Origin of the sequence: Mycobacterium dioxanotrophicus (assembly GCF_002157835.1) — a bacterium.
In the GTDB taxonomy this organism is placed as follows: Bacteria; Actinomycetota; Actinomycetes; order Mycobacteriales; family Mycobacteriaceae; genus Mycobacterium; species Mycobacterium dioxanotrophicus.
In genome coordinates, this window is record NZ_CP020809.1 from 1,647,086 (window position 1) to 1,664,143 (window position 17,058).

The window sequence follows — 17,058 nt, forward strand, 5'->3', positions numbered from 1 at the left end:
GGTGCTTTCTCGCAGATCACCGCCCTGTCGGCAATCTCAACGTCGGAGCCGACGATTGCACGACGATTCAAGACCTAATCTGAACAAAACCCCAGTTCACGCAGATCAGGAGAACAAAAACTACATCCAAATTCAGGAAATGCCCGCGCGCGCCCGCAGACCTTGACACCATGCATCTGTGCCCGTCAGCCGCACGGAACGCCGAGAGAAGCTGCTGCGCGCCGCGCAGAGTGCGGTGATGAAGCATGGCGCCGACGTCCAGCTCAAGCAGGTCGCGGCGGAGGCGGGCCTGACTCCGGGCGCGGTGCTCTACCACTTCCGTGACATTCAGACCCTGCTGATCGAGGCCAACCGGGCCGGCATGGAGCGGTTCTATGACGCCCGGCTGCGTGCCATCGCGGGCATACCCGAACCGGAACGCAAGCTGGTCATGACCATCGAGTCGGGCTTGCCGGTCGACTCCGACGATCCGGCCGTCAAGCTCATGTGCGAACTCGGTGGTGCCGCCGCACGCTACCCGGCATATGCCGTCATGCTGACCGCACTCTATGACCGGCAGGTGGCGATGTATCAGGTGATCCTGGAAACCGGTGCGGCGCAAGGCGTTTTCGTGTTGACCTCACCGTCGCTGACCATCGCGCGCAACATCGTCGCGCTCGAGGATGCCTACGGCTACCGCATGGTGGCGCGGCATCCGAGCCTGGATGTCGAGACCACCACCGAATTGATCTGTGACTACGCGCGGGCAGCGACCGGCCACCCGCTTCCCCGACCCGTCCGAGCGTGAAGGGCTGCCCATGATGACCAACGAACCGCTGACCATCATGTTCTGGCCCGAATCTGCCTATGGCCCAACGAATCAGTGCATCGGACTGGCGGCCGTACTGCGCGAACGCGGCCACACGATCGTGTTCGCCGCCGAGAGCTCATGGGCAGGCAAGCTGACGCCGTTCGGATTCATTGAAGAACTCGTGGATCTGGCGGCGCCGGCCGAAGGCGCTGCCGATGAGGATGCCGGCAAGTTCTGGGCCGACTTCATCGCCGAGACCGCTCCGGAATTTCGCAAACCGACCATCGACCAGTTGCGGACCTTCATTCAGCCGACGTATCAAGCGCTCATCGACGGCGCCAAGTACAGTGAGCCCCGGCTCCGCGAGATCATCGCCACTCATCGGCCGGACGTCATCGTCGAGGACAACGTCGTGCTGTTTCCGGCCCTGGCGACCGCGGGAGCGCCGTTCGTCCGGATCGTATCGTGCAGCCCGCTGGAGATCTCCGCTCCGCAAGTGCCGCCGCCCTTTTCAGGTCTGCCGAGCGCAGACACCACCGAATGGGCCACCTACAGAGCGGAATTCGACCGCACCCACCGAGCTATGTGGTCGGACTTCAACGCCTGGGTTCAGGCTCAGGGCGCCGAGGCCCTCCCCGATCTCGAGTTCATGCCGCGCGTCAACGCCGCCAATCTGTACGTCTACCCGGCCGAGGCCGACTATCGGCAGCTGCGGCCCCTGGACGACAGCTGGATCAGGATGGATTCCAGTGTCCGCGAAACCGACGACGAATACGCCGTGCCCAGCCAGGTCGCCCACCGTCCTGAAGACAGTGCACTGATCTACCTGTCGTTGGGTTCGCTGGGCGGCGCCGACGTCGAGCTGATGCAGCGCCTGGTCGACGTGCTGGCCAAGACCCGGCACCGCTACATCGTCAGCATGGGGCCGCAGGCGGATCGAATCACGCTGGCCGACAACATGGTCGGTGCTCAGATGCTGCCGCAGACCAAGGTCATCCCGCAGGTCGATCTGGTGATCTCGCACGGCGGCAACAACACCGTCACCGAGACACTGCATTTCGGCAAGCCGTTGATCGTGCTGCCGCTCTTCTGGGACCAGTACGAAAACGCCCAACGCTTCGATGAACTCGGGTTCGGCGTGCGCTTGAACACCTACGGGTTCGCCGACACCGAGTTGACCGATGCGGTCGACCGGCTGCTCGCCGACACCGCTCTGCGCGCCCAGCTGGCCGACATGGGTGCCGCCATCCGGGCCCGCAACGGTTTGCGCACTGGTGCCGACGCGATCGAACGGGTCGGCCTGGAACACCGGGCGTGACGGACCTCGACCGTCTCGAGCTAGCAGGCAACCGGCAATTGGTGATCGTCGAGAGACCGGGCGGTCTGGCGGCCGTGCCAAGAGTGCAAGACCCTGACGGCGGCTGGCGTCGGGCCGTGCCAGGTGACGGCGTTGCCGAGGCCATGCTGGACCTACTAACCGCCGGATCCGCCGAATACGGCAATTTCACGGTGATTTCGTGGACGCAGCGCAGCGCGACGGGGGAGCGGCCGATCACCGTCGACCAGACCAACGAATCGGTGATCGTCGGTGACGACGCGATCGTGAAATGGGCGACGCACCTGGACGACGGTCCTCACCCCGCACCGCGTCGGATCACCGCGTTGCGGGCCGCGGGATTCGCGGGCATGCCCGTCCCGTTGGGCCTGGTCACCTGGTGCTCTCCGCGCGGTGAGCAGACCCTGGTCGCGACCATCGACGAGTACCTACCCGGCGCGGTCGACGGCTGGACCTGGGCCGTGGAACTGGTCACCGCCGCGGCTCAGGATGCTGTGGCTCGGCCGCCGTTGATCGCCGCAGTCGCTGAGGTGGGACGTCTGGTCGCCGACATGCACACCGCCCTGGCCGGCACCGCCTCGGTCGCCGACGCCGCACAGGCGAGAGCGTGGCGCGACGCAGCGTTCGAAACACTGGAAACCGCGGTAGCCCTGAGTACTTCGGTCAGCGGTGCCATGCTGCGCGAGCGCCGCGGCGAAGTCGAGGCGCTGCTCGACGGACTCGGAGACCTCGCGGGGACATCGGTCCTGGAGGGGCACGGCGACCTACACGTGGGCCAGGTACTGCAGACCGAGGAGCGCTTCGTCATCACCGACTTCGACGGCAACCCGGTACTGTCCGCCGCGGCCCGGATGCAACCCATCCCGGCCGCCTTCGACGTGGCCGGCATGGTGCAGTCGCTGGCGCATGTCGCGATCGTCGCGCACAAGTACACCGATCTCGACCCGCATGCGCTCGCCGACGTCAGCAGTCTGGTCCGCCGAACGTTCCTGGATGCCTACCGGAGAAGCGCGCCACGCTATGATCCCGCGCCGCTGCGGGCCTTGCGTCTCCAACAGATTCTGCGTGAGATCAGCTACGCCGCACAGCATCTGCCGCGGTGGATGTACGTGCCCGACGCGGCGCTGCCCGCGTTGCTCGATGAAGGGATCACCGCGTGAATGCTGACGCATTCCTGGCCGACCTCCAGCGTAAGCCCGAGGTCCTCGACCGCTTGGCTGTGACGCTGACCGTCAATCCATGGGCTGACGTGGTGCCCCCTGGCGTCGAGCGGGTGGTGTTCCTAGGGATGGGATCCTCGGCCTACGCGGCTGGCGTCGCCGCGGCCCGGATGCGGTCGCGTGGCCTGCTCGCGGTATCCGAACTGGCGTCCTCGACGGTGCTGCCGCAGTGGGGACCCGGAACCCTTGTGGTCGCGATCTCGGCGACCGGCGGATCGGTGGAAACCCTTGATGCGCTTGACCGCATGGCGGCCTCACAACCCGGCCTGACATTCGTCGCGTTGACCAACACGGCGGATTCACCGATCGCCGAGCGATGCCAGGCCGTCGTCGACCTCGCCGCCGACACCGAGGTGGGCGGCGTCGCCTGTCGCAGCTATCAGCACACCGTGGCCCTACTGCTGGCGCTTGAACTGCATGTGCTGCAAGCGGACACGAAACCGCTTGTGACGTCGGTGCGGAAGGCCGCCGCGGCGTGCGCTCACTTGCTCGACACCGAACCCGAATGGCGGCCCGAGCTTGCCGAATCGCTGCTCGGACCCGCAGGTACCCACCTCGCCGCGCCGGCGCACCGTTTCTCGTCCGCACAACAGGGTGCGCTGATGCTCCGGGAAGGACCGCGCCTCGGTGCGGTCGCCTGTGAGACCGGGGACTGGAGCCACGTCGACGTCTATCTGACGAAGACGACGGACTACCGGCTGCTGGTCTTCGCGGGCTCTGCGTGGGAGTCCCAACTGGCCGAGTGGACCACGCTGCGGCGCAGCATCGTTGTGGGCGTCGGCGGTGACGTGCCGGGATCGCAACGGACCGTGCGCTATCCGGGCGATGAGGAGGACGACGTCCGGTTGCTTACCGAGGTACTGGTACCCGAGCTCATCGCGGCCAGGGCTTGGCAGGCGCAGAGTTCGTGATAGCACTGACCACCTGGCGAGCTCAGACCTACATGTCACTCCTGCGTTGCAACTGGCGCGGATCGGCGGTGCCGAATCTGAGTGAGTAGTAGCCGCCTACTCGATTTTCATGCTCAATCCGACGGGTCACGTTCCAGATCAGACGGAATTTCGCCAGTTCAGCACGGTTACAGATTGATCTAGCGGCTATCCTGGGCGGGTGTCTCCGACTACGACAACCGCCGGTAAACCAGCTGAGACCAAGGTTCGGCTACTGGAATCCGCGACAGATCTGTTCAGTCGGCAGGGTTTTGGTGCAACCGGCATCAAGGCTGTCCTATCGGCGGCCGAAGCACCGTACGGTTCGCTGTACCACTTCTTCCCCGGCGGTAAACAGGAGCTGGGGGCCGCCGCCCTCACCTATGGTGGTGAGCGCTACCGGGAACTGCTCGAGGCGGTGTTCCCGGTTGACGCCGATGTTGTGGAGGTCACCGAGAATTCGTTTATTCGGGCAGCGAAGCTGCTTGAGGAAACCAATTACGGCTACGCCTGCCCGATCGCCACGATCGCGCTGGAAGTGGCCAACAACGACGAGCTCATGCGGACCGCCGCCGCCGAAGCGTTCAAGTCCTGGCTGGCAGTGCTTCAGGAGCGCTTCACCGCGGCCGGGATGACCGCCGAACGTGCCCGCGACGTCGCGGAGGAAGTTCTCTGCCTGATCGAAGGTGCGGTTCTCCTCTCACGCACCACGCGCTCGCCGACGCCGATGCACACTGCCGGGCGGGCGGCTGCGCGAGCTGTCGCCGCAGGACTCGGCGACTAAATTCCTTGTCCCTTGAGTCGCCGAATTTGATGTGAGGGCTATTGAGTTGGGCTGGCGGGCAAATCCGCCTTGCCTCAGTCAGCAGACGCGGCTACCAAGCCGGCCGACTCGGCCGTGGTGACCCATTCCATCCAACGGATTTCGGCAGCGAACAGCACGGCCGTCGCCGCCACCGCAGCGCCGACCGAAGTGAAGCCGTGAACCCACACAGGACCTGCTTGGCTAGCGGCAAGAAGGATCAATCCGAAGGTCGCCAATAGCGCCATGGGAAGGGCCTCGCGCCTGCGGCTTTCCGGCACGGTATCGGCAGCGGCCACATCAAAGCCCTCGGTTGAACCGGTCATGACACCACAGTGCCGAGCCGAACTGAGGAAATTCGAAGCGCCGGCTATGGAAATCCCATGTTCTTGTGCCGCCCGATCGGTGGATGCCAGTTCCCACCGAGTTCTGGCCATACTGGGTTGATTGCGAGTGCCCAAGCATCGCCGGATCGTTGAGTCGAGAGCTCCGAGAGCCGCTCGACTTCGACGAAGATGATCGGATCGCGGTCTCCGCGGTTCTCCACAGTGTGTTCGGAGCCGGCCGGGCGTGAATAGCTCTGGCCCACCACGAGTTCGGCGATGATTTCGTCGCCGTCGGCGGTCACGACATGCATGGTACCGGTGACCAGGGGCACGACCACGTACTCGTATTCGTGCCGGTGCAAAGGGATCGCACCGCCGGGGTCGATGGTCCACTTGGTCACCCGGAACAGATCATTCTCCAGCTGTGTCTCCGCGTGGGATCCCGTCGCCATGTCAAACAGTGTGATGCCGGCCCTCACGTCGGCGGTGGAGAATCGAGCATCACGACGTGGTCGCCCTGCCACTGGTAGCGAACGCTCGTCACGGCCGCGGGCGGACAGGCATTGCACGCGCCGGGTGTCTTGTAGTCGAGGACGACGGTGTCGTCGGTGGTCCGGACGCTGTTCAGCGTGGTGAATCCGTAGGCCTTCGATGTGGCCGTGCCAAGGTATTCGCCGTTGTGGAACATCAGGGCAGCCACGGGCGAACTGGCGGTGGCTCCCTCGACCGTGACCAGTGCCGTCGACAGTGCGACACAGGGATTGAAATTGCCTTGCGTCCTGCGCGGGTCGGTCGACCACTGCCAATCGGTTCCCGGGTAAGGCGCGAGATGTTCTGCTGCCGTGACGATTTGGTACGCAGCCAGGTTCTTTCCACACGTGATCGGAGGGTCTGCCGAAGCGGGCGGGACTGTCAGCAGCCCGGTACCCAGCACCGACCCTGCCAACAGAATTGGCAATCTCATCGCCGACCTCCCCACGGGCCAGGCTAGCCGCCGACCATGAGGCATGCCAGGTACAGCGCGACCGCGATGCGCGGCTCGCGAACGTCGCGCCCGGTGAGCCGGGAAATCTTGTCGAGCCGGTAGATCACCGTGTTGCGGTGAATGTCCAATCGCTGGGCCGTCGCCACGAGATTGCAGCCGGCTTCGCACCACGCGACCAATGTTGCACGCAGCACGGAGAAATCGTTCTCGCCGGTCAGCGGCGCCAGCTGTGATCGAGTGAACCGTTCGCGCGCCTGGGCGCTCACTGAATCCAGCATCTGAGCCACCCTCAGGTCACCGATCTCGTGGATCTGGGTTGCCGCCCTCCCGCGACCCAGTCGAAGCGCCGCCACCGCGTCCGCGTAGGAGGCGGCGAGCGCTGCCACACCTGTGCCTGCTTCGCCGATGCCGATGTGAACGGTGATGCCATGGCGTTCCCGAAGCAGCTCAGCGGCGTGCCGGGCCTTCTCCTCGGCTGAATGAGACTGTGAAACATGATGCAACACAACGTATCGTCCAGTGGCCAGCTCGGCCACCAGATCCATTCGGGCGCCGAAGATCTCGCCGATCGCGCGCACCGAAGAGGGATAGCTCTCCGGGCCGGGCTGCACCTCAAAGGCGATCGCCACCCGCGGTTGGGTCAGGTCATACCCGAGTTCCATACCGCTGGCTTGGACGATCTGCTCGTCGACCAGGCGCGGATCGAATTCCACGACGTCGCGCACCAATTGGTTGAGGCGGTTCGCCCGTAACAGCCGCATGCGTTGAAACTGTGACTCGCGCAGCAGGATTTCGGTCTGCCGCTGCACGAGGCGGCCTAGTTTCACCACCTGCGCGGGCGGTCCGGTGATCCCGACGGTGCCGACCACGGCACCGTCCAGCACGATCGGCATGGTGATGCCGGGTAGGACGCCGACCAGGGCTGCGGCCTGCTCGGCGTCGTGGCTGGCGGCCGTACCGGTCTGCAGCACGGCCACCGAGGCTTCGTGAACCGTACCGATGCGCGTGGGGTCGCCACTGCCGATGACCCGAGCGTTCGCATCGGTGATCAGGACGTGGTGGCCGAGGATGCGAGTGGTCTCGTCGGCGATCTCGCGGGCCAACTCGGTGGTGAGGACAACAGCGTCCATATTTGTCCTTTCCGTACAGTTGACCAGCTTAAATCCGCTACCAAAAAGTGCAACACATACAGTGACCTGCGCCACATTGGTTACTATCGTCATGCCGCATGACCAAATCCACAGCCTCGCTCGAACACGCCAAGGCGTCGCGAACCCAGTGGCTCATCACCCTGTATGCGGGTGGTGGGGAGTTTTGCGACGGCTACATCCTCAGCATCATCGGCGTTGCACTGCCACTGCTGACCGCACATTTCGTACTGACCCCGGTGGCAGCCGGACTCCTCGGGGCCGCATCGCTGGTCGGCATGTTCTTCGGCGGCCTGATCTTCGGCGCCGTGACCGACCGGTTCGGTCGCCAGAAGGTCTACATTGCCGACCTGGCCTGTTTCGTCGTTCTCTCGGCCCTGCAGTTCTTCGCCTCCGAGCCGTGGCAATTGATCGTGCTCCGCACCCTGATGGGCGTCGCGGTCGGTGCCGACCTGGCCATCGCCGGCACCATCGCATCCGAGTTCGCGCCGCAGAAGTCCCGTGGTCCGCTGCTCGTTGTGCTGGTCACCATGTTCTCGGTCGGCGCCGCGATCGCCTACTCCGTCGGCTATTTCATGCTCGCACTCGGCCCCGAGGCTTGGCGTTGGATGCTCGCGAGTAGCGCCATCCCGGCCCTACTCATCCTCACCATGCGGCTCGGCACACCTGAGTCACCGCGCTGGCTGCTCAGCCAGGGCCGCCATGAGGAGGCCGAGTCAGTGCTCAAGCAGATGCTCGGAGCCGATGCGACCCTCGCCGATATCGAAGAGCCGCAAGGCAGTCCGACGGGGTACATGACGATCTTCCGGCCCGAGTACCGCAAACGCACCCTGTTCGTGGCGCTGTTCTGGGCATGCCAGTTGCTGCCGATCTACGCGATCGCCACCTACGAGCCGGCGATCCTCAAGCAATTCGGGCTGGCCGAAGGCAATACCGCCTACCTCGGCGCCGTCATCATCCAGATCTTCTACGTCGTCGGTTCGCTGTCCGGTGCGCTGTGGATCAACAAGGGCCGACGCAAGCTGCTGCTGTGGAGCTTCGCCGTCTCCGCCCTGCCGCTGCTGGGCCTGGCCATCGTCGCCCACCCGCCAATGTGGTTGGTGCTGGTGCTGTTCGCGGTGTTCGGCCTCGCGATGTACTCCGGGCAGTGCCTCGAGGCGATCTACCCGTCGGAGCTCTTCCCGACCGGTGTACGAGCCACCGCCAACGGATTCGCGACGGGTGCCAGCCGGGTCGGTGCCGCAATCGGGGTGTACGGTGCGCCGCTGCTGCTCGCGCATTCGGTGCAACTGACGATGCTCGTCGGTGCTGTCGTCGCTGGGCTGGGCTGGCTCGTCACCCTCCTGCTGGCGCCGGAAACCAACGGCATGCTGCTCACCCAATCCAGCGCGGTCTCGCTGCCGAGCCTTCCGCGGACAGGGGCAGCGCTGTGAAGATCGCCGTCATCGGCGCCGGCATCGTCGGCGTCGCCACCGCCCACGCCCTGGCCGAACGCGGCCATGAGGTCCACGTCTACGACCGTCGCGGCGACGTCGCCTCAGACACCAGCGCCAGCACGGCTGGGCTGGTCGCTCCTGGTCACTCCTACGCCTGGGCCTCTCCGAAAGCGCCGGTGATGCTGGTGAAATCGCTGCTCGGTGAGGCCACTTCGATACGGGTCCGGCCGCGAGCCGATACGGACCTGATCCGGTGGGGGCTGCGCTTCCTTCGTGAATGCACGCCGTCGCGGTCACGCACCAACACCTTGGCCAAGCTGCGGCTGGCCCGCTACAGCCAGCAGCTGATGGACGAGCTCGCGGTGCGTGAAGGCCTGCAATACTGGCAGACCCATGCCGGTGTGCTGTACCTCTACCATCTCGACGCCGAACTGCGTGCGGCGGAGCAGCATTCGCGACTGCTGCAGGAACACGGTCGGTGCCAGGAGGTGCTCAACTTCGAGCAGGTGATCGCACTCGAACCAGCGCTGGGCCACAGCCGCACCCGGTTCGCAGGAGCCATTCACGACACCTCGGACGGAACCGGCGACCCGCACCTCTTCGCCGGCGGACTGGCCGAGGTGTGCCGCAGGATGGGCGTGAGCTTCCACCTCGACTCCGCGGTCACCGAGCTGATCACCGACGGCTCGTCGGTAACCCGAATCATGGGTTCGGACGGTGAGATTCGGGCGGATGCCGCCGTGTTGGCTGCCGGATCCGCGAGCCCGCTGCTCACCAGAACCATGGGGCAACGGATACCGGTGTACCCGGCGAAGGGGTACACGCTGACCGCCACGATCAAAGACCCCGATCGGGCGCCCCACATCGGCGGCATCGACGAACGGTCACTGGTGGCGTGGTCGCGGTTCGGCGGCGAATTGCGAATGTCGGCGACGGCCGAGTTCGTCGGCTATGACCGCAGCAGCACCCCCGCGGATTACTCCGACATCATCGAAGCAGGGAACCAGCTGTTTCCGGGGGCCGTCGATTGGGACACCGCCCGATACCGGACCGGATTGCGGCCGATGACACCCGACGGTCCGCCGCTGATCGGCCTAGGCCGACACGACAACCTGTACTACAACACCGGACACGGCCACGTCGGCTGGACAATGGCGTGTGGGTCGGCGCGGATCCTCGCCGACCTGATCGACGAGCGGCGCCCGGACATCGATCCGACGCCGTACTCGCCGGTTCATCGCAACAGGCATCGCGTTCGGGGATGAGACAGAAACAGAGAAGATGTGTCGGGGCCGCACGTTCAAGCGGCCCCGACCGGTGTGCGTGTCAGACGCAGTCGACGCAGATCTGCTGGCTGCCCTGCTGCAACGCCAAGCGGTTGCGGTGCTGCACCAGGAAACAGCTCGAACAGGTGAACTCGTCGGCCTGCTTCGGGATCACCCGCACGGTCAGTTCTTCACCGGTGAGGTCGGCGTCGGGCAGGTCGAAGGAATCGACCACCTCATCCTCATCGATCACTGCCGTGTCGGTCGCCGCCCGCCGCTGGGTAGCGAGCTCCTCAAGTGACTCCTCGGTGGACTCGTCAGCTTCCTTGACCCGAGGTGCGTCGTAATCAGTTGCCATTGGTGACCCTCCCTGTCGAGACCTGTGCACGCAGAACGCCGACTGACCGCTTATTGTTCCCGGATTGTTTCCGGCGCGAAGCATAGACGACAAAGAGCTGAACTTTGGCAATGTCCGCAGCGTTTTGCCGCTGCTCAATTAGGTTCCGGCTGAGCCAAATGGTGGCGTACGCAACAATTCCCGCCGAAAGTGACGGAGTGTCAACACTGCAAGTGGTCAAGCTCGGCGCCAACATCGGGGCGCGTATCGACGGAGTCGAAATAAGTGGCGATCTCGACGCGGCCACGGTGGCCGCCATCAACGAAGCGCTGCTCGAACACAAGGTGATCTTCTTCCGAGGCCAGCATCAGCTCGATGACGATCGTCAGTTGGCCTTCGCGCGCCTGCTCGGCGTGCCGACGACGGCGCACCCCACCGTCACGTCGCGCGGCGAGCGGATTCTGCCGATCGACTCGCGATACGAGAAGGCCAACAGCTGGCACACCGACGTGACATTCATCGACCGGGTCCCGAAAGCGTCGCTGCTGCGTGCGGTCACCCTGCCCAGCTACGGCGGCACCACGACGTGGGCGTCAACCGAGCCGCCTATGATCGCCTTCCGGCGCCGCTGCGGGCCCTGGTGGAAAACCTGTGGGCGGTGCACACCAACCAGTACGACTACGCGACCGACTTCGACGGCCGCCACGAGCAGCTCGCCGACACCGAACGCGAATACCGCGAGGAGTTCCGGTCGCAGTACTACGAAACCGAGCATCCGGTGGTGCGGGTCCATCCGGAAACCGGGCGCCGAGTGCTGCTCCTCGGCCACTTCATCAAGCAGTTCGTGGGGTTGAGCGTCGCCGAGTCGACAACTCTGTTCCAGCTCCTCCAGAACCGGGTGATCAAGCTGGAGAACACAATTCGGTGGAACTGGGAACAGGGCGACCTGGCGATCTGGGACAACCGGGCGACCCAGCACTACGCTGTGGCCGATTACGACGACCAGTTCCGCCGATTGAGCCGCGTCACGCTCGCTGGTGACATCCCGGTCGACGTCCACGGGGAGCGCAGCCGAGTCATCGCAGGCGATGCATCGCACTACGCCGATATCGTCGACCCGGTACGCCTGGCAGGCTGATCAGAGCCGGTCCATCTCCCGGGACATCATCGAGCTCTCCAGGTAGCTCATCCGCGACTGGTGGTCGTGGCGAATCGGTCGGCGTTCGGCGCGGGTCCGCCACCAGGTGAGCGCCGACGACATCGCGTGCGACACCGTGTCGCCGAGGTGTCTACTTCGGGGGAGAGCCACGGCCGCCGCGGTGCTGAACAGAACCTGCTGCTCGGTGATCAGGGCCGGCGCCGCGGTGGTCGCTGCGGGGGTATTCGACTGGGCGGCAACGTTTTTGTTTAGGGAAGCGGTTCGGACCTTACTCATTTCGAACTTCCTCTGATCGAAGCGTCGGGAGCGCTGACGCTGATGTAAGGAACGTACGGCCGCGGTGGCGTGGCTTCACGAGTAGTCCACTACCTCTATTTCTGGCTATCGATCCGCAGGCAGATCGATGCAGGTGCAGTGCCTTTGGCGGTTTGCTGGCAAAAATATGGCAGTTCGATGGCAGCGTCGGGAAACATCGGGATTCGGCTGCGCGATATCGGGTCTCGATGCAGAATTCTCTTGCCGGGGACACCACACTCATAGCTGAGGGGTTTCTCGTGCGCCGTGTACTCCGCACCTGTGCCGTCGTGATGCTGGCGATGGCCACCACCGTCGTTCTGGCCGGCGTGCAGACGATGGTGATGCCGCTGGTTCTTCTGGCTGCGACTGCGTTGATCATGGGCGGTACGGGGCATCCGCTGAGCTCACCGCAGGACAGTCCCGAGTTCATCGAGACCTACACGAACGACGCGACCAACAACTACATCGTGCTCACAGGCTTTTGCGGGGCCGAAACCTGCACTCCCACAGCGGTATCCACCCCGGAACAGTTCATGCCCGTATCGGGCACCATGCCGTTCGACCAGTCTGTGGCGCAGGGGACGACCAACCTGGACCACGCGATCAACGCACAACCCGCGGGCACCCCGATCGTCGTTTTCGGTTACTCGCAGAGCGCTCGGATCGCATCGATCGAGAAGCGCGATCTGGCCGCCTCGGGCTCGACGCTGCCGGTGTCCTTCGTGTTGATCGGCAATCCGAACCGCCCCAATGGCGGTGTGCTGTCCCGGTTCCAGGGCCAGCAGATACCCATCCTCGGAGTCACCTTCGACGGGGCGACACCGACCAATACCAGTTTCAAGACCGTCGACGTCACCCGTCAGTACGACGGCTGGTCGGACTTCCCGCTCAATCCGCTGAACCCGTTCGCCACGGCGAACGCCGTTGCCGGGATCTACTACGTGCATGGCGATTATCAGAGCGTCGGCCTCGGCAACGCGATCTATCAGGGGTCCTACGGCGACACGCAGTACTACATGATTCCGAGTGATCGCTTGCCCCTGCTCATGCCGCTGGCCCAGGCCGGCGTGCCGGATCCGGTTCTGGCGGTGGTGGATGCGCCGACGCGGGTGCTGGTGGAGTCTGGCTACGACCGGACCGTCAGCCCGGGGCAGCCGACCGGGATCAATGTGCTGTACTTCCCGAATCCGGCGCAGACCGGAGTCAACTTCATCGTCGCCATCCCGACCGGGCTCGATGACGGCGCACAGGAAGCGGCCAACATCCGACCATTCGGAACCGCGCCGGTGGACCAACGCAGTCCGTACGGTGTCGGCGGACCGCCGGTCAATGCGGGATCGTTCGACACCAACGGTGTCCCCGTAGCGCCGGGCGCAGCGCCCACGTCGAACGTCGCAGCCCCGGTGGCCGACGCCGCGCCACCCGTGCCGACCGCCGATCCTGCTGTCGCGAAGCCGCCGGCCGCGGCGCTGCCCATCGGACCACGCCTCGGCGGATGGCAGGCCGTGGACCCCAAACCTGTTGCAGCTCAGGCAGTCCCGGCGACAGTGGCGCAAACACCACCACCGGTCACCCCACCCAAACGGGACCCGATCATGCCGTGGTCCGGACCCGCGCCGACGACGCCCCAACCGGCGCCGCTCGCCGTTCCGGGCCGCCCGGCGCCGGCGCTCACCGCGCCGAAGGTCGAGATGCCCAGCCCCGCGCCGATTGCTCTCGACCCGCCGAAACAGCTTCCGGTGAAGTTGCCGGCACTGCCGACCCTGGTGCCCAAGGCCCCGCCTGTGGAGGCGGCGCCAGAGCTGCCCGCCGCGGTGCCGGACCTGCCTGCGGCGCCCGTCGCCCCCGCGTCGCTTGTACCGGACCTGCCCGCCGTGCCGCCGCCGACGCTGCCGCCGCCGGTGATTCCGGCATTCGTTCCGCCGCAGATGCCTGCGCTCCCGGCACCGCCGCCCATGCCTGCGTTGCCGAACATCTTCGGTGGGTTCCACCTGCCGTTCTGAGGCCATCGAGGACAACGTCGGCTACGTGATCCGTGCTTTACACATGGTTGGCGTACGACAGCGAACTGGACATGTCGCGGACTTTGTAAACGACATATTGCTGACTGCGTCTACTCCAGTGGCCCGCGCCTTTAGCTGCCCGCGGGCGGTGGTGACCCCTGTCACGATCTGTCGGCAACGTGATGGCAGACATGGTCAGTTCGTGGTTACCGGCCGGTACAAAACCTGCTCCCGAACCCATTGACGTAGTCGTCAGCTAATGGCAGATGTGCGGCCACTCGGGCGCCGATGCCGGCCTGACCCTTTGCGTGCATGGCGCCGCAGTGGTCGTGAAGGGGGTTTGCTGAGGAGGCTGGCAACGGGGTGACTGCGATTCGGTAGCTAACGACGAAAACGGTGGCTCGTTCATCGGCTAATCGCGAACGCAAGGAAAGTACTGCTTTGACATGCGAATTTGTCTTGCTTTTAACTTACTGTCAGGTAAGTTGATCGGCCGGGGGATGACATGGCAAAGGAGTTTTTGTGGAGCTAGCTGTTCGCTCGTACCTCGCATCAGGCGTCGCGGTCGCCGCGATCGGCGCTGTGGCGGTGAGCCCCGTGGCGCCGCCGATGCCCGACCTGGAGGTGCCGCAGGTACATACTTCGACGGTCGAGTTGTCGGCGCTGGTCAATCCGTTCAACGAGTTCGGTGAGGTGTTCGCGCAGGCGCTTCAGAACGTCTCGACGCTCGGAGGCGAGATCGCCGCTGACCCTGCGCCGATCCTGTCGCAGATCGTGAAGAACCAGCTGACCGGCGCGGCAGCAGTCGGAACTTTCCTTCAGGTGTTCGGCAGCAGCCTCAGCGACGGATTCTCCGAAACGCCGGCCCAGCTGCAGCAGGCCATCGAGGAGCTGTCCGCCGGGCAGATCACGGCCGGACTGACCACACTGCAGAACGCGCTGCTCGGGCCGGTCGTCACCGCGGTGGTCAACACCCTGTTCCTGCAGCCCGAGGTCTGGACGAACTTCCAGAACGCACTGCGCCAGCCCTTCGCCAATGCGCTGGCGGTCGTCGACATGCTCAGCCTGAACAACGTGAGCAACCTGCTCGGGCCGCTGCTCGCGCCGGTCCAGGTTCTCGGTGACGTCACGACCGCGGTGGGCGGCGCCGGTGACAACATCGTCGCCGGGCTGAAGGCGGGCAATGCCGAGCAGGTCGCGAATGCGATCCTCAGCTTCGGCCCGAACCTGACCCAAGCGATTCTCAACGGCAATCCGGTGGCGCCGGATTACGCCGCGGGTCTCCTCGGTCCCCAGGGCATCGTCGCCGGGCTGCTGAGCTTGCGTGAGCTGGTGGCTAAGACCATCACGCCGAAGACCACGCTCGCTCTTGCCGAGGCGAACGTCACCAAGGTGACCGCAGCCAACACCGTGACACTCGATGTGGCCCCGGCTATCGAGGCGCCCAAGGCCAAGCTGACCACTCCGGACGCCGGTGCCAAGGACGCCGCGTCCGAGGGCGCGGGGGCGACGGGCGCTGCGGCTACCGGCACGACCACCGATGCGCAGTCCTCGACAGGTACCGAAACGACGGCGCCGGACACCGGCACCATCAAGAGCAGCCCGAAGGCCGTTCCCGGCAAGACCGGCATCTCCACGGCCAAGGTCAACCGGCTCAAGGATGTCAGCGACGGCATCCGCGGTGCGCTCAAGGACGCAGGCAAGGGCCTCAAGGACGCCGCGTCGAGTCTCGGCGGCAAGAACACCAAGGCAGGCACGACCGACGGTTCCGCCAAAGCCGGCAGCTCGGCGAAGTCCGGCGGCTCAAGCTCGGGAGGTTCCGGCAACTCCGGTGGTGGCAGCGAATAACCCATGAGACCGCAGTGGCCCCGTCCAGCCCGCTCGCTGTCGCTGGACGGGGTCACTGTTGTCGGTAGCACTCAGCCGTCAGTAGAACTCAACGGTGTCAACGGGATTGCGCAGCGGCCGGCCGTCGAGGAGCCTGCCGGCGTTGTCGGCGAACAGATCGGCGATCAACCGGTCCTCGGCCGAGTTCAGCGCGGCGGTATGCGGGCTGATCAATACCCTCGGATCGCTCCACAACGGACTGTCGCCAGGCAGTGGCTCGACCGCGAACACGTCGAGCGCGGCGAACCCGACCTGGCCGTCACGCAGGGCGGCGATCAGTGCCTGCTCATCGATCACGGTGCCCCGGCCGATGCTGACCAGCGTGAACCCGGGCTTTGCGGCCCGCAAGACCTTCTCGTCGACGAGCCCGTCGGTGGCGGCGGTGCCGGGCAGGCTCACCACGATCCCGTCGACGTCGGCAGCGGCCTGCGCGAGATCGTCGGGGTGGACGATCTCGTCGACACCGTCGACCGGCGTGCCTGAACGGCTGGTGCCGACGACGGTGACTCCCAGCGCGGAGAGCTTGGCTGCGACGACCTTGCCGATGCCGCCGAGTCCCACCAACAGCACGCGCTGCTGACTGAGCAATCCCATCTCCCAGCGGCCGGCCCACTCGCGCTCGGCCTGGTGGGCCAAGAGCTTCGGCAGGGTCTTGGCCCCGGCCAGCAGACCGAACAGGGCGTACTCCGCCAACGGCTCGGCGTGCACCCCGGCTGAGGTGGTGAACCGGATCCGCGCCAGGTCGTCGTCGGTGAGTTGCGCGGCCTTGATCTGAGCGCCGCCGCCCGCCGCCATCGTGTGCACCCACAGCAGCCCGGGATTGCGTTCGACAGTGCGCTTGAGCGCGGCCGGCTTCTCCTCGGGCACACCGTAGAGAGCCTGCGCGGAATCGACGAGCTCGTCGAACGCACGTTGCTGTTCCGGCGTGCGGCGAAAGGCGGGATCGCCCACGTGGTCACCCGAGAACCGCTGCGGCGGCAACAGCGTCTGGTCCCGGATGAAGTCGACGCGGGGTTCGCGCCGGACGATCCGTTCGATCAGCTCCTCACTGATGGGTGTCGACGCCACCACCCGGAGCCGGCTGGGCCTGGCGGCGGAACGTTCGGTTGGTTCGGTCATCGAGATCCCTACTGTGTTT

At 65.4% G+C, this 17,058-nt stretch carries 16 protein-coding genes and 1 pseudogene; 10 read left to right on the forward strand and 7 right to left on the reverse strand.

Annotation, left to right across the window (positions count from 1 at the left end):
- Nucleotides 1-178 precede the first annotated feature (178 nt).
- The 5 genes from BTO20_RS07900 to BTO20_RS07920 all read left to right on the forward strand — a co-directional run bounded on the left by BTO20_RS07900 (nucleotide 179) and on the right by BTO20_RS07920 (nucleotide 5,059).
- Nucleotides 179-787, forward strand: coding sequence for a TetR/AcrR family transcriptional regulator (locus tag BTO20_RS07900; RefSeq protein ID WP_087074789.1), 609 nt, complete (start codon nucleotides 179-181; stop codon nucleotides 785-787).
- Nucleotides 732-2,108, forward strand: coding sequence for a glycosyltransferase (locus BTO20_RS07905; RefSeq protein ID WP_232491089.1), 1,377 nt, complete (start codon nucleotides 732-734; stop codon nucleotides 2,106-2,108). Before BTO20_RS07900 ends, BTO20_RS07905 begins: the two co-directional genes overlap by 56 nt.
- Entirely contained in the window at nucleotides 2,105-3,286 is a 1,182-nt protein-coding gene (locus tag BTO20_RS07910) for a glucosamine kinase (RefSeq protein ID WP_087074791.1), read from the forward strand. Before BTO20_RS07905 ends, BTO20_RS07910 begins: the two co-directional genes overlap by 4 nt.
- A complete protein-coding gene (locus BTO20_RS07915) occupies nucleotides 3,283-4,257 on the forward strand; it encodes an SIS domain-containing protein (protein ID WP_087074792.1) in 975 nt (324 codons plus the stop codon). The genes BTO20_RS07910 and BTO20_RS07915 overlap by 4 nt, the downstream gene beginning before the upstream one ends.
- 199 nt (nucleotides 4,258-4,456) lie before the next feature.
- A complete protein-coding gene (locus tag BTO20_RS07920; protein WP_087074795.1) occupies nucleotides 4,457-5,059 on the forward strand; it encodes a TetR/AcrR family transcriptional regulator in 603 nt (200 codons plus the stop codon).
- A gap of 74 nt (nucleotides 5,060-5,133) precedes the next feature.
- On the opposite strand, the gene BTO20_RS07925 is transcribed toward BTO20_RS07920, so the two are convergent.
- The 4 genes from BTO20_RS07925 to BTO20_RS07940 are packed head-to-tail and all read right to left on the reverse strand — an operon-like array spanning nucleotide 5,134 to nucleotide 7,611.
- Entirely contained in the window at nucleotides 5,134-5,403 is a 270-nt protein-coding gene (locus BTO20_RS07925) for a hypothetical protein (RefSeq protein ID WP_087074797.1), read from the reverse strand.
- A gap of 44 nt (nucleotides 5,404-5,447) precedes the next feature.
- Nucleotides 5,448-5,855 carry a cupin domain-containing protein gene (locus BTO20_RS07930; RefSeq protein ID WP_087081771.1) on the reverse strand — a complete coding sequence of 136 codons (408 nt, stop codon included), beginning with the start codon at nucleotides 5,853-5,855 and terminating at the stop codon, nucleotides 5,448-5,450.
- A 23-nt stretch (nucleotides 5,856-5,878) separates the two neighbouring features.
- The gene (locus BTO20_RS07935) at nucleotides 5,879-6,367 is read right to left on the reverse strand and encodes an LppP/LprE family lipoprotein (RefSeq protein WP_087074800.1); all 489 of its coding nucleotides are present in this window, start codon (nucleotides 6,365-6,367) and stop codon (nucleotides 5,879-5,881) included.
- 23 nt (nucleotides 6,368-6,390) lie between these two features.
- A complete protein-coding gene (locus BTO20_RS07940; protein WP_087074802.1) occupies nucleotides 6,391-7,611 on the reverse strand; it encodes a CdaR family transcriptional regulator in 1,221 nt (406 codons plus the stop codon).
- Nucleotides 7,612-7,616: 5 nt separating this feature from the next.
- On the opposite strand from BTO20_RS07940, the gene BTO20_RS07945 reads away from it, so the two are divergent.
- Together BTO20_RS07945 and BTO20_RS07950 are read left to right on the forward strand one after the other, a co-directional pair.
- Nucleotides 7,617-8,969: an MFS transporter gene (locus BTO20_RS07945; protein WP_087074804.1), complete on the forward strand. Its 1,353-nt coding sequence runs from the start codon at nucleotides 7,617-7,619 to the stop codon at nucleotides 8,967-8,969.
- The gene (locus BTO20_RS07950) at nucleotides 8,966-10,237 is read left to right on the forward strand and encodes a D-amino acid dehydrogenase (protein WP_087074806.1); all 1,272 of its coding nucleotides are present in this window, start codon (nucleotides 8,966-8,968) and stop codon (nucleotides 10,235-10,237) included. Before BTO20_RS07945 ends, BTO20_RS07950 begins: the two co-directional genes overlap by 4 nt.
- A gap of 61 nt (nucleotides 10,238-10,298) precedes the next feature.
- Here BTO20_RS07950 and BTO20_RS07955 read toward each other — a convergent pair whose 3' ends face one another.
- Nucleotides 10,299-10,595 (reverse strand): DUF4193 domain-containing protein, encoded by a 297-nt coding sequence (locus BTO20_RS07955; protein WP_087074808.1) that lies wholly within the window; start codon nucleotides 10,593-10,595, stop codon nucleotides 10,299-10,301.
- 158 nt (nucleotides 10,596-10,753) lie between these two features.
- Here BTO20_RS07955 and BTO20_RS07960 point away from each other — a divergent pair.
- Nucleotides 10,754-11,712, forward strand: a pseudogene (locus tag BTO20_RS07960) (TauD/TfdA dioxygenase family protein).
- On the opposite strand, the gene BTO20_RS07965 reads toward BTO20_RS07960, so the two are convergent.
- Nucleotides 11,713-12,009 carry a hypothetical protein gene (locus BTO20_RS07965; RefSeq protein ID WP_087074810.1) on the reverse strand — a complete coding sequence of 99 codons (297 nt, stop codon included), beginning with the start codon at nucleotides 12,007-12,009 and terminating at the stop codon, nucleotides 11,713-11,715.
- A 278-nt stretch (nucleotides 12,010-12,287) separates the two neighbouring features.
- Here BTO20_RS07965 and BTO20_RS41065 point away from each other — a divergent pair, with 278 nt between their 5' ends.
- Both BTO20_RS41065 and BTO20_RS07975 read left to right on the forward strand, forming a co-directional pair.
- Nucleotides 12,288-14,033 carry a PE-PPE domain-containing protein gene (locus BTO20_RS41065; RefSeq protein ID WP_198344291.1) on the forward strand — a complete coding sequence of 582 codons (1,746 nt, stop codon included), beginning with the start codon at nucleotides 12,288-12,290 and terminating at the stop codon, nucleotides 14,031-14,033.
- Nucleotides 14,034-14,555: 522 nt separating this feature from the next.
- Entirely contained in the window at nucleotides 14,556-15,881 is a 1,326-nt protein-coding gene (locus tag BTO20_RS07975; protein WP_087074814.1) for a hypothetical protein, read from the forward strand.
- Nucleotides 15,882-15,959: 78 nt separating this feature from the next.
- Here BTO20_RS07975 and BTO20_RS07980 read toward each other — a convergent pair whose 3' ends face one another.
- Complete coding sequence (locus BTO20_RS07980) at nucleotides 15,960-17,039, reverse strand: D-2-hydroxyacid dehydrogenase (protein WP_198344292.1); 1,080 nt, start codon at nucleotides 17,037-17,039, stop codon at nucleotides 15,960-15,962.
- Nucleotides 17,040-17,058: the final 19 nt, after the last annotated feature.

Bases quoted from the DNA above. Each gene is read 5' to 3' on its own strand.
- BTO20_RS07925 (WP_087074797.1), bottom strand. From the start codon at position 5,403: ATGACCGGTTCAACCGAGGGCTTTGATGTGGCCGCTGCCGATACCGTG.
- BTO20_RS07930 (WP_087081771.1), bottom strand. From the start codon at position 5,855: ATGGCGACGGGATCCCACGCGGAGACACAGCTGGAGAATGATCTGTTC.
- BTO20_RS07935 (WP_087074800.1), bottom strand. From the start codon at position 6,367: ATGAGATTGCCAATTCTGTTGGCAGGGTCGGTGCTGGGTACCGGGCTG.
- BTO20_RS07940 (WP_087074802.1), bottom strand. From the start codon at position 7,611: ATGACGATAGTAACCAATGTGGCGCAGGTCACTGTATGTGTTGCACTT.
- BTO20_RS07945 (WP_087074804.1), top strand. From the start codon at position 7,617: ATGACCAAATCCACAGCCTCGCTCGAACACGCCAAGGCGTCGCGAACC.
- BTO20_RS07955 (WP_087074808.1), bottom strand. From the start codon at position 10,595: ATGGCAACTGATTACGACGCACCTCGGGTCAAGGAAGCTGACGAGTCC.
- BTO20_RS07965 (WP_087074810.1), bottom strand. From the start codon at position 12,009: ATGAGTAAGGTCCGAACCGCTTCCCTAAACAAAAACGTTGCCGCCCAG.
- BTO20_RS07980 (WP_198344292.1), bottom strand. From the start codon at position 17,039: ATGACCGAACCAACCGAACGTTCCGCCGCCAGGCCCAGCCGGCTCCGG.